General features: G+C 70.4%; 12 protein-coding genes. 7 read left to right on the forward strand and 5 right to left on the reverse strand.

From position 1 onward, the window contains the following. The first annotated feature begins 15 nt into the window (after positions 1 to 15). The 4 genes from E8A74_RS43400 to E8A74_RS43415 all read left to right on the forward strand — a co-directional run bounded on the left by E8A74_RS43400 (position 16) and on the right by E8A74_RS43415 (position 3,622). Positions 16 to 1,254, forward strand: a complete 1,239-nt coding sequence (locus E8A74_RS43400; protein ID WP_136935030.1) for a S41 family peptidase — start codon at positions 16 to 18, stop codon at positions 1,252 to 1,254. Between the two features lie 75 nt (positions 1,255 to 1,329). Then, positions 1,330 to 2,133, forward strand: coding sequence for a hypothetical protein (locus tag E8A74_RS43405; RefSeq protein ID WP_136935031.1), 804 nt, complete (start codon positions 1,330 to 1,332; stop codon positions 2,131 to 2,133). After that, positions 2,130 to 2,807, forward strand: coding sequence for a hypothetical protein (locus E8A74_RS43410; RefSeq protein ID WP_136935032.1), 678 nt, complete (start codon positions 2,130 to 2,132; stop codon positions 2,805 to 2,807). The genes E8A74_RS43405 and E8A74_RS43410 overlap by 4 nt, the downstream gene beginning before the upstream one ends. Positions 2,808 to 2,839: 32 nt before the next feature. Continuing rightward, positions 2,840 to 3,622 carry a hypothetical protein gene (locus E8A74_RS43415; RefSeq protein WP_136935033.1) on the forward strand — a complete coding sequence of 261 codons (783 nt, stop codon included), beginning with the start codon at positions 2,840 to 2,842 and terminating at the stop codon, positions 3,620 to 3,622. A gap of 13 nt (positions 3,623 to 3,635) precedes the next feature. On the opposite strand, the gene E8A74_RS43420 is transcribed toward E8A74_RS43415, so the two are convergent. After that, positions 3,636 to 5,252 carry a glucose-6-phosphate isomerase gene (locus E8A74_RS43420; RefSeq protein WP_136935034.1) on the reverse strand — a complete coding sequence of 539 codons (1,617 nt, stop codon included), beginning with the start codon at positions 5,250 to 5,252 and terminating at the stop codon, positions 3,636 to 3,638. A 206-nt stretch (positions 5,253 to 5,458) separates the two neighbouring features. On the opposite strand from E8A74_RS43420, the gene E8A74_RS43425 reads away from it, so the two are divergent. Then, a complete protein-coding gene (locus E8A74_RS43425; RefSeq protein WP_136935035.1) occupies positions 5,459 to 8,410 on the forward strand; it encodes a 2-oxoglutarate dehydrogenase E1 component in 2,952 nt (983 codons plus the stop codon). Between the two features lie 67 nt (positions 8,411 to 8,477). Beyond that, positions 8,478 to 8,978, forward strand: a complete 501-nt coding sequence (locus E8A74_RS43430) for a hypothetical protein (RefSeq protein ID WP_136935036.1) — start codon at positions 8,478 to 8,480, stop codon at positions 8,976 to 8,978. A gap of 1 nt (position 8,979) precedes the next feature. Here the strand turns inward: E8A74_RS43430 and E8A74_RS43435 are convergent, their stop codons facing one another. Then, the gene (locus tag E8A74_RS43435; protein ID WP_136935037.1) at positions 8,980 to 10,098 is read right to left on the reverse strand and encodes a WD40/YVTN/BNR-like repeat-containing protein; all 1,119 of its coding nucleotides are present in this window, start codon (positions 10,096 to 10,098) and stop codon (positions 8,980 to 8,982) included. 7 nt (positions 10,099 to 10,105) lie between these two features. Beyond that, the gene (locus E8A74_RS43440; protein WP_136935038.1) at positions 10,106 to 10,375 is read right to left on the reverse strand and encodes a MoaD/ThiS family protein; all 270 of its coding nucleotides are present in this window, start codon (positions 10,373 to 10,375) and stop codon (positions 10,106 to 10,108) included. A 203-nt stretch (positions 10,376 to 10,578) separates the two neighbouring features. On the opposite strand from E8A74_RS43440, the gene E8A74_RS43445 reads away from it, so the two are divergent. Further along, positions 10,579 to 13,080 carry a PAS domain-containing protein gene (locus E8A74_RS43445; protein ID WP_136935039.1) on the forward strand — a complete coding sequence of 834 codons (2,502 nt, stop codon included), beginning with the start codon at positions 10,579 to 10,581 and terminating at the stop codon, positions 13,078 to 13,080. On the opposite strand, the gene E8A74_RS43450 is transcribed toward E8A74_RS43445, so the two are convergent. Together E8A74_RS43450 and E8A74_RS43455 are read right to left on the reverse strand one after the other, a co-directional pair. Continuing rightward, on the reverse strand, positions 13,013 to 13,480 hold the full coding sequence (locus E8A74_RS43450) for a PaaI family thioesterase (RefSeq protein WP_136935061.1): 468 nt from the start codon (positions 13,478 to 13,480) through the stop codon (positions 13,013 to 13,015). The genes E8A74_RS43445 and E8A74_RS43450 overlap by 68 nt on opposite strands. Positions 13,481 to 13,491: 11 nt before the next feature. Continuing rightward, positions 13,492 to 14,259, reverse strand: coding sequence for a glucose 1-dehydrogenase (locus tag E8A74_RS43455; RefSeq protein ID WP_136935040.1), 768 nt, complete (start codon positions 14,257 to 14,259; stop codon positions 13,492 to 13,494). Positions 14,260 to 14,283 lie beyond the last annotated feature (24 nt).

Raw genomic sequence — 14,283 nt, forward strand, 5'->3', positions numbered from 1 at the left:
GCACCCTCGCGGCCGATGCGCGCCTTGCTTCACGGCGGCCTCCTCGCCCTCGGGCTGACCCTCGCCGGCTGCGCCGGATCCCGGGGATCACCCGAGCGAAATCCGCGCGCATCCACGGCCCTCACGCCGAGCTTCGCCGCGCTCGTCGCGAGCCCGAGCGACTTCGACGCCGAGCCGCGCGAGGTCACGGCCGCGCTCGCCGAGGCGGATCTCGACTTCGCGCTCGATGTCTTCACCGACGCGTACGCTGCGCCCGAGGGCCACGCGCCCGTGCCGCCGCGCGCGCGCATCGACGAAGCGCGCCGCGTGATCCGGAGCCGCGCGATCTGGTCCCCGTTCGAGCTCGCGACGCTCTTGCGTGATCTGCTCCGCGCCGACGATGGCCACCTCGCCTTTGGTTACGGCGGCGAACGGCCGCTCCGCCTCGACGCCTTGCCGGCTCCGCCCGCGCCGCCGGTGATCGCAGCTCCGCCCGTGGAGCTCGTCGAAGGCGAGGTCCCCGTCCTCGTGGTGCGCACCTTCGAGACGGCCGCGGCCGCAGCGCTCGCGACGTTGCCGCGCCTCGCCGAGCGGCTCCGTGAGGCGCCTGCGTTCGTCGTGGATCTGCGCGGCAACCGCGGCGGGAACTACACCTTCGCCGAGCGCTTCCTGCGCGCGCTCGCGCACGGGCCGATCCTCGCGCTCGGCACGCGGGAGGTCCAGTCCGTGACGGCGGCGCTCGGACGCGTGAACGCCGCGAAGAGGCGCCTCGCGCGGGGCGACGTGCCGCCGGCCGCGCGCGGGATGTTCCTCGAACACATCACGCGGCTCGAAGGGCTCGCCGCGGACCACGCCGCGCGCGGGGAAGGACGCGTCGAGATCGTCCGCAAAGGCGAGATCCTGCAAGGCATGGCGCCCGCGCCGCTCGTGGGGCGCGGCGTGGTGCTCGTCGATCGTGGCTGCGCCTCGGCGTGCGAGATGTTCGTCGCGCTGGCGCGGCAAATCCCGGGGTTGCTCGTCGCGGGGGAGCGCACGCGTGGCAGCATGGCGGTCGGCGAGGTCGCGTCGTTCGTGCTCCCGCGCTCGCGCCTCGTGGTCACGCTCGGCACGCGCGCCGTCATGGATCCGCTCGGCGACTTCGACGAGACGCGTGGGTTCGTCCCCGACCTCGATCTCGCGGGGCCCGATACGCTCGTCGAGGCGCGACACGTGGCCGCGTTCGTGCCCGCCTCCGCGTGGGCGGCAGCAAAGGCGGGAACGAAAAAGCCGCGTTGACCTCCCAGATGCCTCACGTATTCTCCGTTTTTGCGCGTGCGGGCAGCACCACGCGCGAGGGCGGGAGGCATCTGCATGCGCAAGGCGATGGCGAACGGAACGAAGGGGGCTTCACGTGCGCTCGCGGTGGCGCTCTTCATCGCGGTAGGTGTCTCCTCGCAGAGCGCTGACGCGCAAGCGCCTGCGCCTCCGCCGCCGCCCACCCAGCCGGACACCTCGGCGCCGCCGCCCCCTCCGCCGCCGGGGTATGAGCCCGCCGCTCCGCAGGTCGCGCCGCTGCCGCCGCCGGGATACGCGCCGCCGCCTGGGTATCCGCAGGGCTATCCGCAAGGGTATCCGCCGCCGGGATACGCGCCGCCTCCCGGGTATCCGCAAGGGTATCCGCCGCCGGGGTACGGGCAGCCGCCTCCGGGGTACGGGCCGAACAGCTATGGATACGGCCCGCCCGGATCCTCGCTCCCCGCGGCGCTCCCGTACGAAGAAGGGGATCCGATCCCGCCCGGCTACCGCGTCGACAGCCGCATTCGCAAGGGCCTCGTCATCGGCGGCGCCGTGACGTTCGGCGTCCCCTGGTTCTTCTCCGCCATGATCGCGTCGATCGGCGACAGCCTCTCGCGGAGCTCGGACCTCTGGCCGCTCTACATCCCGGCCCTCGGGCCCTTCATCGCGATGGGCACGCTCGACACCGAGGGCCCGGGGACCTTCTGGCTCGCGGTCGACGGACTCGCGCAATCGGGCGGCATCGCGATGCTCATCGCGGGCATCGTCGCCCAGGAAAAGCGGCTCGTCCGATCCACCGAGGTCGGCACCTCCATGACCGTGATGCCTCTCCGGTTCGGCCCGCACGGCGCGGGCCTGGGCCTCGTGGGGACGATGTGACGACGCGACGAACGATCCTCTCTCTCGGCACCACGCTGACGATCCTTGGTGCTGCAAGCATCTCCCTGGCGCAGGACGCGCCCCCGCCTCCGCCGCCGGGCGCCGCGGCGCCGCAGCAGCCGCCGCCGAACGCGCTGCCGCAGCAAGCGCAACCTCCGCCGCCGATGGGCGCGGCGCCGCCGGGGTATCCGCCGCCGATGGGCGCGGCGCCGCCGGGGTATCCGCCGCGCGGCTTTTATCCGCCGCCGCCGATCTTCGGGCCCTCGCGTTTGCCGTACAAGGAAGGGGATCCGATCCCGCCCGGCTACGGCATCGAGACGCGGCCGCGGTACGGGATGGCGACCGCGGGCATCGCGACGTTCGCGCCGCTCTACGGCATGTCGGTCCTCTTCGCGGCCACCTTCGCCGGCAACGAGGGCGTGGCCGCCGGTTACTACACGCCGCTCTTCATCCCTGTCATCGGTCCTTTCGTCGCGATGGGCACGTCCGACGCCGAGAGCGTCGGCATCTTCATGCTCATGCTCGACGGCCTCGGACAGGCCACGGGCGCTGCGCTCTTCGTGGCGGGCATGCTCTCCGACGAGAAGTTCGTCTCGCGCACCCCGACCGCATTCGATCCGCGCCCCGAGGTCATGGTCGGCCCGCGGGCCGCGACGCTCCGGTGGCATTTCTGAGCCGTGGATCGACGATGAAAGGACCTCCGTCGATGAACAACCCCAAGCGCACGTCGATCCCGGGCCTCGCGCGCCGCCTCGCGCCGCTCGCCGCGCTCTCGCTGGGCCTCGCCTCCACGTTCCCCGCGAACGCGCAGCCCGCCCCCGCCGCGCCGCCTGCGCCGCCGCCGTCGACCACGACCACGACCGCCGCGCCCTTGCCCCCGCCTCCGTCTCCGCCGACGACGGGCGCGGCGTCGACCGACGAGGCACCGGCGCCCACGCCCAAGCGGAAGGCGCCGAGGCTCAGCAACGAGACCTGGGACAACAGCCCGCAGCAGCCTCCGATGTGGGCCCCGATCGACGATCCGAGGCTGCCCGTCTTGCCGCGCCGCATCGACTACGAAGAGGGCGACATCCTTCTGCCGGGCTACGAGCTCAAGACGCGGGCGACGCGGAGCCTCGTCGTCGCCGGGCTCGTCACCTTCGCCGTGCCGTACGGCCTGTCCGCGCTCGTCGGTGGTGCCTACGTCTTCGACGACGGCGATCGCGACGCCGAGACCTACGGCCCGCTGCTCGTCCCGGTCTTCGGCCCGTTCATCTCGCTCGGCATCGAGAACGCGCGTACTTCGGAGTTCCCGAACCCGCGCAGCACCTCGGACGATGTCTACACGTTCTTCATGCTCCTCAACGGCTTCACGCAGATGACCGGCGCCGCCATGCTCGCCGCCGGCCTCCTCGTGCCCGAGAAGTACCTCGAGCGCGCGCAGTCGCTCCCGGGCAAGCCCGAGCTGTTCGTGGGCGGCAGCTCCGCCGCCGTGCGGTTCCACTTCTGAGCGCCGCGCCGCCTCACGGGGCGGCGGCGACCATCCACGACCAGTCGAGTGGTGACCCCACCTCGGCCTCGGCGCCTTGGCCCCGCACGCGCAGCACGCCGCGACGCGGGTTCGCCGACAGATGCCGCAGGATCCAGAACACCGTCTCCGGATCGTCGCTGCCCGCCGCGGCCGCGACCTCCGCGAGCGAGAGCGCCGTCCCCGCCTTCGCGCGGAGCCCGGCGAGCACGCGCTGCTCGAGATCGATCACCGCCTGCGCCGCCTTCTTCCCCGCCTCCACGCCTGGTTGGTGGTACGCGTTGATGTCCACGAGCTCCGCGTAGATCCCCACGGCCCGCTCGTAGAGCGCGATGAGCGCGCCGAGCGACGTCGCGTCGAGCGCCTCCAGCGTGATCGTGATCGACGCGCGCCCTCGCTCGTCGAGCGCGCGCCGCGTGCCTTGCAAGAACCCCGAGAGGTAATCCCCCGGCGTCACGCCCGGCTCCACGGAGAGATCCCCTCGTTGCGGCGCGCGATCGAGCAGCACCTCGAGGAACGTCACGAAGAAGTTGTCGACCCCGTCGCGGAGCTGCTGCACGTACGCGTGCTGATCCGTCGAGCCCTTGTTGCCGTAGACGCTGATCCCCTGCCAGACCTCGCGCCCCTGCCGATCGAGCCGCTTGCCGAGCGACTCCATCACGAGCTGCTGCGCGTACCGGCTGAAGAGCTCCAGCCGATCCTTGTACGGCAGGAGCACCATGTCCTTCTTGCCCGCGCCGCCCGTCGCCGACAGCCACGCCGCTGCGAGCTGCGCCGCCGGGTTGCGCTTCGTCACGCGCGACCGCGTCACCTCGTCCATCGCGCGCGCGCCGCGCAGCATGTCCTCCACGTCGAGCCCTTGCAGCGCTGCCGGCAAGAGGCCCACCGCGCTGAGCTCGCTCGTCCGCCCGCCGACCCAGTCCCACATCGGGAACCGATCGAGGAACCCGCGCGCCACGGCGTGCTTGTCGAGCTCGCTGCCCTCGCCCGTCACGACCACCGCGTGCTTCGCGAAGTCGAGCCCGAGCCGCGCGTAGGCGGCCTCGGCTTCGAGCATCCCGTTGCGCGTCTCCTTCGTGCCGCCCGACTTCGAGATGACGACTGCGAGCGTCCCGGGGAGCGCGTCGCCGATCGCGTCGAGGGTGCGATCGAATCCGTCGGGATCGGTGTTGTCGAAGAACCAGACGCGCATGCGATCCGCGGGCGACGTGAGCGCGGCGGAGACGAGCTGAGGTCCGAGCGCCGAGCCGCCGATGCCGATGAGCAAGACGTCGCGGAAGCGGCTCGCGCGCTCGGGGCGGATGCGCGCGGCGTGCACGTCCTCCGCGAACGTGAGCACGCGGCCGAGCGTCGTGGTGATCGCGTCGCGGATCGCCGGATCCGGCGCGAGCTCGGGTGCTCGCAGCCAGTAGTGCCCGACCATGCGCCCCTCGTCGGCGTTCGCGAGCGCGCCGCGTTCGAGCGCTGCCATCGCCTCGTAGGCCGCCTGCAGCCGCGGCTCGAGCCCGTCGAGGAAGTCCGCCGTCCACCGGACCCGGCTCGTGTCCAGCCAGACGCCGAGGCGCTCGTCGTGAAAGAGGTGCGCGCGAAACCGGTCGAGCCCGTCGTTCATCGTCGTACATTCCCCGTCGGTGGCGCCGGGCCGGGCTCGTCCCCGGCCGTCCCCACTTCGTCGTGGGTACGTATGTAGCGCACCCTGGGGCTCGGGCGCCCGCTCCACCGGTGGTCTCTCTGGTTTCCAGCCCTACGGCCTCCGAAAAAACTGCGCTGGCGGCGACACCGATCCCGCGTTATTTCCCTGCCGCCCCAATGCCACCCATGCAGCTTGATTTCGGCATCAACGCAGGGTTCGTCGAAGAGCTCTACGCCCAATACCTGGAGAATCCCGAGAAGGTCGACCCGAACTGGAGGACCTTCTTCGAGGGACGACGAGGTCTGTCCCAGACAACCGCCCCGGTGGTTCGAGCGCCCGTGCAGGTCGCTCCGCCGGCGGCGTCGCCCGTGACGTCACCCGCCCCGCTCGCGGAGCCGCCGCGCTACACGAACGGTGGAGCGGCGCCCGCGCAGGCGAGCCTGTTCACGCAGGAGCCGGCGTCGCGCCGGCAGCGCGGCTCGTCGCCGCCCCCGCCGCCGCGCGTGCCGGGCTTCGATTTCATCTCCTCCGAGCAGGAGATGATGTCGACCGCGGCGACCCGCGCGCGTGTCTACCAGCTCGTCAACGCGTACCGCGTGCGAGGCCACCTCTTCGCGCACATCGATCCGCTCGGCTTGCCGCCGCCCACGCCGCCCGAGCTCAACCTCGACAACTTCGACCTCAGCGACGCGGACCTCGACCAGCCCTTCCCCACGGTCGACCTCGCCGGGCTGCCCGCGATCTCCACGCTCCGCGAGATCATGAACCGCCTGGAGGAGACGTACTGCCGCTCGATCGGCGTCGAGTTCACGCACATCGAGGATCCGGACCAGCGCATCTGGCTCCAGCGTCGCATGGAGGCGACGAAGAACCGCCTCGAGCTCAGCCGCGACAAGCAGCTCCGCATCCTGACGAAGCTCTCCGACGCCGAGATCTTCGAGCAGTTCATCCACCGGAGCTACGAGGCCGGCACGAAGCGCTTCTCGCTCGAAGGCGGCGAGGCGCTGATCCCGCTGCTCGACCTCCTCATCGAGCGCGCCGGCGCCGAGGGCGTCGACGAGATCGTCTTCGGCATGGCGCACCGCGGCCGCCTCAACGTGCTCTCGAACATCCTCGAGAAGAGCCCGCGCGAGATCTTCGCGCACTTCGAGGACAAAGATCCCGAGCGGTACGTCGGCGGGGGCGACGTGAAGTACCACCTCGGCTACTCGAACGACCGCATCACGGAGTCGGGCCACAAGGTCCACCTCACGCTCACGTTCAACCCGAGCCACCTCGAGTTCGTGAACCCCGTGGTCGAGGGCCGCGTCCGCGCCAAGCAGGACCGCCTCGGCGCCGGCACCCCTGACGCTGTGCGCAAGGTCATGCCCTTGCTCATCCACGGCGACGCCGCGTTCATCGGCCAGGGCATCGTCCCCGAGACGCTCAACATGAGCAACCTCGAGGGCTACCGGACCGGCGGCACGATCCACGTGATCGTGAACAACCAGGTCGGGTTCACGACGAACCCGAGCGAGTCGCGCTCCACGCGGTACGCGTCCGACATCACGCGTATGCTGAAGGTCCCCGTCTTCCACGTGAACGGCGAGGATCCGGAGGCCGTCGCGCAGGTCGCGCTGCTCGCGAGCGAGTGGCGCCAGCGCTTCGGCCTGGATGTCGTGATCGACATGTACTGCTACCGCCGCTACGGCCACAACGAGGGCGACGAGCCGCGCTACACGCAGCCGCGGATGTACGCCGTCATCGACAAGAAGCCGACCGTCCGGCAGATGTACGTCAAGCGCCTGGTCGCGATGGGCCAGGTCAGCGAGGAGAAGGCCGAGGAGATCCTCGTCCGCCGCCGCGAGGCGCTCAACGTCGCGCTGCAAGAGGTCAAGCAGAAGGGCTTCGCCCCGGTCACGTACGCGATGGCCGGCGTGTGGTCGAGCTACCGCGGCGGCCGCGACGCCGCCACGCCCGAGGTGCCGACGGGCGTGCCCGCCGAGAAGCTCATCGACCTCTCGCGCCGCCTCCTCGAGCTGCCGGGTGACTTCAAGGTGCACCCGAAGGTCATGCCCATCCTGAAGGCGCGCCACGACCGCCTCGTGAAGGGCGAGCCCTTCGACTGGGGCACCGGCGAGATGCTCGCGTACGCCTCGCTCCTCGCCGAGAAGACGCCCGTGCGCATCTCGGGCCAGGACGTGCGCCGCGGGACGTTCAGCCATCGCCACGCGGTCGTCGTCGACATCGAGACGGGCGAGAGCTTCGCCCCGCTCTCGCGTGTCGCGGAGGGCCCCGCGCGCCTCGACATCCACAACAGCCCCCTCAGCGAGGCGGGCGTGCTCGGCTTCGAGTTCGGCTACGCGCTCGACTACCCCGACGCGCTCGTCATCTGGGAGGCGCAGTTCGGCGACTTCCTCAACGGCGCGCAGGTCATCGTCGACCAGTTCATCACGTCGAGCGAGGACAAGTGGCACAGGCTCTCGGGCCTCGTCCTCTTCCTCCCGCACGGCTATGAGGGCCAGGGCCCGGAGCACTCGAGCGCGCGTATGGAGCGCTTCCTCCAGAACAGCGCCGAGGACAACATCCAGGTCTGCAACCTGACGACGCCGGCCCAGCTCTTCCACGTGCTGCGCCGCCAGGTCCTTCGCCCGTGGCGCAAGCCGCTCGTCATCGCCACGCCGAAGAGCCTGCTCCGCGTCGCCACCACGGCCAAGGGCCCGCGCCCCGTCTCCACGATCGACGACCTCGCGAACGGCCGATTCCAGCGCGTGATTGGCGACGACGGGGTCGATCCTTCGGAGGTGAAGAAGATCCTGCTCTGCTCGGGCAAGATCTACTACGACCTCGCCGTGACGCGGGAGCAACGCGACCTCAAGGACGTGGCCATCGTGCGGCTCGAGCAGCTCTTCCCGTTGAACCGCGAGCTCACCGACGCGCTCGCGAACTACAAGGAAGGCACGAAGCTCGTGTGGGTCCAGGAGGAGCCGATCAACTACGGCGCCTGGTACTACATCAACGCGGTGCTTCCCCAGTTCCTCGGCGGACGCTTCCCGCTCTCCGTCGTGGGTCGCCAGCCGAGCGCGAGCCCCGCGACCGGGTCGAAGGCGAGCCACAACCTGGAGCAAAAGCGGCTCATGGACGAAGCGTTCGCCTGACCGCTCGGCCGATCAGGCCATGGTAACCTCCGTGGGCACGCAACCACGTGCGCACGGAGGTTTTTTCATGCTTCGCGTCCTCACCGGATTGTCCACGCTCCTGCTCGTCTCCCTCCTTGGCTGCGCGTCCGACGTCAGCGGCGGAGGCTCTCCGTCCGGCGGCGACGCCGGCGCGGGTGGCACCACCGGCAATGGCACCGGCGGCGCCGGCAGCTCCGGCGGGAGCGACGGCGGTGGCAGCTCCGGCACGACTGGCGGCGGCGGCAGCGGCGGCAGCGCGTCCGACCTCACCTGCGCCGAGATCGAGGTGGAGCTCCCGAAGGAGCAGGCGGCGATCATGAGCTGCACGGCCGACGCCCAGTGTGGCCAGGAGCTCAAGGGCACGAGCTGCGGCTGCACGCGCAACCTCGTCGCGCGCCTCGACGCGGACACCACGCGCTTCTACGAGCTGCTCACGGCGAGCCAGGAGCTCCAATGCGACGACGGCGTCGGCTCCACCTGCGACTGCCCGAACGCGAACGGCTTCCTCTGCAAGAACGGCTTCTGCGCCTGGAACTACGTCCCGTAGCTCAAGCGTCCGCCGCGCCCTCGGCGAACCGCACCGCGTACACCGGCGGCAGGTGATTCGAGATCGTCTGCCATGAATCCCCGCCGTCCTCGCTGAGCCACAACGACCCCGTCGTCGTCCCGAACGCCAGCACGTTCCCCGTGCCGTCCACGTCGAGCCCGTGGCGGTACGTCAGATCAAACGCGTTCCCCTGGGGCAACCCTCGTTCGAGCACCGTGAAGCTCGCCCCGCCGTCGCGCGTCCGCGCCACCACCACCTTCCCGTCGACCGGGACCCGCTGCTCGTCCTTCTTCGCGGGCACCACCCACGCCGTCTCGGGATCCCGCGGGTGCACCGCCATCGTGAAGCCGAACTTGCTCGGCTTCACCGACGTCACCTCGCGCCAGGTTTTGCCTCCGTCCGTCGAGCGGAAGAGCCCGTTGTGGTGCTGTACCCAGAGCGCATCGGGCTGCGCGGCGCAGGCCACGACGCGGTGCGGGTCCTGGATGCCCGGATCGTCCCGACGCTCCGGCGGCATGTATTCGGCGTACATCCCTTCGGTCCGCGTCTCCCACGTCGTTCCGTCGTCCGTCGAGCGCCACACGCCCCCGCAGGAGATCCCCACCGTCACCCCGCTGCGATCCACGCAGATCGAGTGGATCCCCGGCCAATCGTAGCCACCGCCGAACCAGCCCTTGCGGGTCGGGTGATCCCATAACGACCGCACGAGACCCCACGACTGCCCGTGGTCCTTCGAGTGGAACAGGCCCCCCGGGATCGTCCCGCACCAGAGATGCCCCGGCTCATGATCACGGCCGGCTTCCAGGCTCCACAAGAGCTCCACCCGCTGCGGCCATTCTCGCCCGTCCGGCGTCTTGTCCGGCTCGGCTCCTTCCGGCAGCGGCGGAAAGGCCGGCGCCGTGATCTCCTCCCACGTCGCGCCCACGTCCTGCGAACGCCGGAGCTTCACGCCGAAATGCCCCAGCGCGAGCGCGGCATAAAGTGTCCCGTCGCGCGGATCCGGCAACACCATCGAAACGTTGTCACCGAGGAACGAGACCTCGCGGATCGACCACCCCGAGGGCTTTCGATCGAGACGGAAAAGCCCTTTGCGCGTCGCTACGAACAACCTGTTCGACATGGCCCCTCTACCCCCCGGAAAGCGCTTGCATCACGTAAATCACCGAGCCCTCGCCCACCCTGTCCCCGAGGCTCGTTCGATCCGTCGTCTGCTGGCCGTCGACGAAGAGGACCACGTGCTTGCGGACGACGCCCTGCTCGTCGAGGACGTACCCTCGCACGGCCGGCTCGGCTGCGAAATACGCGTCGAGGGCCTCGCGGACGGTGCGCCCGTCGACGTCGCGCGCCGGGCAGGGGACGTGCCTCGCGATATGCGGGGTGAACGTGACGCGTGGCATGCGGCAGGAGCCTCGCGGACGAGGACCGGGTTTGTCAAGGCCGGGTTTTCCTTTTGCGGAGGAATTTCCCGTTCCCTCCCCAGGGATTCCCTGACCTGCCTGTAGAGGTGGCCGCCTCCGTGGTCCCCGGAATCAAATCCGTCCCGTGAGGTACTACTTACGTGTGATTGCTTTTTGACGCTGAGCCGTTGGAACATCGCAGCATGGGAAATCCCCCGCACGACCACGCCGGCGATCGTGAGAAACGAGAGCCAGGCAAGCACGAGTCTGGATGGTTCCTGGCCGAACGGGGGGGCCACGGGCGGGAAGAAGGCGAAGGCGGCGAGGGGGTCGACGCCCTGCGCGAGAGCGAGGAGCGCTTTCGCCTGGCGACCGAGGCCATCCGCGGCACGGCCTACGACTGGGATTTCCTGACGAACCACGTCTGGCGCTCCGGGGGCCTGGTCGAGATGCTCGGCTACCGGCCCGAGGAGGTCCCGGCCACCGACGCCTGGTGGCGCGGCCGCATCCACCCCGAAGACCTCACCTGTTTCTCCGGCCGAACCACGATTCGCAACCGAAACCAGCCCGTCGTCGACGCCGAGTACCGCGTCCGTCACCGCGACGAGCGCTGGGTCTGGGTATGGGACCACGCCCGGCTGGTCCACGACGAGAGCGGCACGCCCGTCCGCCTCGTCGGCTGCATCATCAGCATCGACGCCCGCAAGCGCGCCGAGCAGGCCCTCTGCGAGAGCGAGGCGCGCTTCCGCGCCATGGCCGACACCGTGCCCGAGATCCTCTTCACGGCGCTGCCCGACGGCCGCGGCGAGTACATGAACCAGCGCATGCACGAGTACACGGGGATGCGCCCCGGCTCGGACGACGACGTCGCCTGGATGCAATGGATCCACCCGGACGACCTCCCCGCCGTCCACGCCCACCTTTCCGAGAGCGCTTCGGCCGAGCCCGTCGCCGTGGAGCTCCGCATGCGGGGCAAGGACGGCGCGTACCGCTGGTTCTGCGCGAGCGCGCGGCCGATCCGCGACGACCAGGGCGCCATCACGAAATGGTTCTGCGCCGCGGCCGACGTGCACGACCTCAAGGCCGCGCAACAAGCCCTGCGCGAGAGCGAGGCGCACCTCCGGCTCGCGACCGAGGCCGGCGGCGTCGGGACCTTCTCCTTCGATCTGTTGGAGCGCCAAGCATGTTGCTCGGCGACCACCCGCAAGCTGCTCGGCCTGCCGGCTGACGTGGTCTTCCAGCGGAGGTTGCTTTTATCGTGCGTGCACCCGGACGATCGACAGGAGGTCAACCGCGCCACGCGCTGCGCCTTCGAGGCCGAGGCGCCCTGCCGCTCGCAGTTCCGCATCCTGCGCGGCGGCCAGGACGTGCGCTGGATCGAGCTCATGGCGCACGTGCGCAGGGACGGCGAGGGCAAACCCGCGGCGCTCTACGGCGCGCTGATCGACGTGACCGAGCGCAAGCGGCTCGAAGAGGAGCGCGCCGCGCTGCTCGACAGCGAGCGGGCCGCGCGGCGTGACGCCGAGCGGGCGAACCGGCTCAAGGACGACTTCCTGGCCATCGTCTCGCACGAGCTCCGCGCGCCGCTCCACGCCATCGTCGGCTGGGCCGAGCTGCTTCGCCGGGGCGCGCTCCCGGAGGAGGGCCTGGGCAAGGCGATCGACGTGATCGAACGCAACGCGGCCCTGCTCGGCCGGTTGATGGGCGACATGCTCGACATGGAGCGCATCCGCGCCGGCAAGCTCAAGCTCGACAGGAGCCCCTGCGACCTCTCCCGCGTGGTCGACGTCGCCCTCGAGACCATGCGCCCGATGGCGAACGAGCGGCAGATCAAGCTCGCGCGCGTGGACGACCCGAGGGCCGTCCACGTGCTCGGCGACCCGGCGCGCCTCCAGCAGATCGTGTGCAACCTCCTGAGCAACGCCATCAAGTTCAGCGCCCCCGGCGGCACCACGGAGGTCTCGCTCGCGTGCATGGGCCCCCGCGTCACGCTCACCGTGCGCGACGATGGCCTCGGCATCCGGCCCGATTTGCTGCCGCACGTCTTCGACCGGTTCCGGCAGGCGGACGCCTCGTCGGCGCGGCGGGAAGGCGGGCTCGGCCTCGGGCTCTCGATCGTGAAGGACCTCGTGGGCCTGCATGGCGGCTCGGTGCGAGCCGAGAGCGAGGGCCTCGGCCGCGGCGCGACGTTGCGCGTGGAGCTGCCGCTCGTGGCAGCGGACGGCAAGGCGCCGCCCGCGCGGCGCGACGACGGCCGCTCCTTCGAGGGGCTCCACGTCCTCGTGGTCGACGACGAGCCCGGCGCGCAGGACGTCCTCGCGCGGCTGCTCCTGGAGGAGGGCGCCGACACGCAGACGGCGTCGAGCGCGGCGGAGGCGCTCTGCGTGATCGCGTCCGGCTGGCCCTCCGTGGTGCTGAGCGAGCTTGCTTTGCCCGGCGAAGACGGCTTTCACCTCGTCCGCGCCGTGCGCAGCGGGACACACGCCCCGTCGATCCCGGTCGTGGCCGTCACGGCCTTCACCCGCGACGCCGACCGTGACCGCGCGTTTCGCGCGGGCTTCGACGGCCACGTGTGCAAGCCCGTCGAGCCGCAGCGGCTCTTCGAGGAGCTCTCCCGGATCCTCGGGCTCGTCGCGCCTACCAGCGGTGGTACGCCGGATGTCCCTCTTTCACCGCGACGAACATCCCGCGACACGTCGCCGTGATCTTCCCGCCGGCCTCGAGCGTCGCCTCGATCACGCACCGATCCTCGGCCACGTCGGCGACCCGCGCCCGCAGCGTCACGCGCTCGAGCGGCGTCGGCCGCTTCAGCTTCACGTGGAAATCAGCCGTCACCGTGCAGGGTGGTTTGTCGAGGCCGCCCCGCTCCATCAGGTGATGCGCCGCCGTCCAGTTCGAATGGCAATCGAGCAGCGCGCCGATGATCCCGCCATTGAGCATGCCCGGGAACGCCTGGTGGTACGGCTCGGGCGCCCACGTGGCGACCACCTCGTCGCCTTCCACGTGGCTCTTGATCCGCAGCCCCTTCTCGTTCGCCGGCCCGCAGCCGAAACACAAGCTCTGCGGCGCGTAGCGGTCCTGCAAGCTTTGCTGATCCATCCTCATTCCCTTACCCGTCACGCGATCGTCATGCCGCCATCCACCACGATCGTCTGCCCCGTCAGGAACGACGCCGCGTCGGAGGCGAGGTAGAGCGCCGCACCGGCGATCTCGTCCGGCTGCCCGTACCGGCCGAGCGGCGTCCGCCCCACGACCCGCTCGACGATATCCTTGTTCTGCACGAGCGCCGCCGCGAACCGCGTGTCCACGAGGCCCGGCGCGATCGCGTTGACGCGGATCCCGCTCGCACCGAGCTCCACCGCCATCGTCTTCGTCATCGACATGACCGCGGCCTTCGTCGTCCCGTACATGCCCTGGAGCGGCGCCCCCAAAAGGCCCGCCACGCTCGCCACGTTCACGATCGCCCCCGGCGCGTTGCGATCGACGAGGTGCCGGACGAGCTCACGCGACGTGTAGAAATAGCCCTTCAGGTTGACCTCGAACGTCTTGTCGAGCGCCGCGTCCTCGACGGTCATGAACGGGCCGAAATGAAGGTTCGTCGCGGCGTTGTTGACGAGCACGTCCACCTTCCCGAACGCCTCGATCACCTGCTGGAACAGCCGCTGCACGTCGTCGGCCTTGCCCGTGTGGCACGTGAAGGCCGAAGCCGTCACGCCCTCCTGGCGCAGCCGCTCGACCGCCCCGTCGAGCCCTTCCTTTTTCCTCGACGCGATCGCCACCTTCGCCCCGCTCTGCCCGAGCGCCTTGGCGATCGACTCGCCGATCCCTCGGCTGCCACCGGTCACGATCGCGACCTTGCCCTCGACGTTGATCCAGCTCTTCATCTTGCGGCGGCATCCTCGCGAATT

The organism is Polyangium fumosum, assembly GCF_005144585.1.
Classification (GTDB): Bacteria; Myxococcota_A; Polyangia; order Polyangiales; family Polyangiaceae; genus Polyangium; species Polyangium fumosum.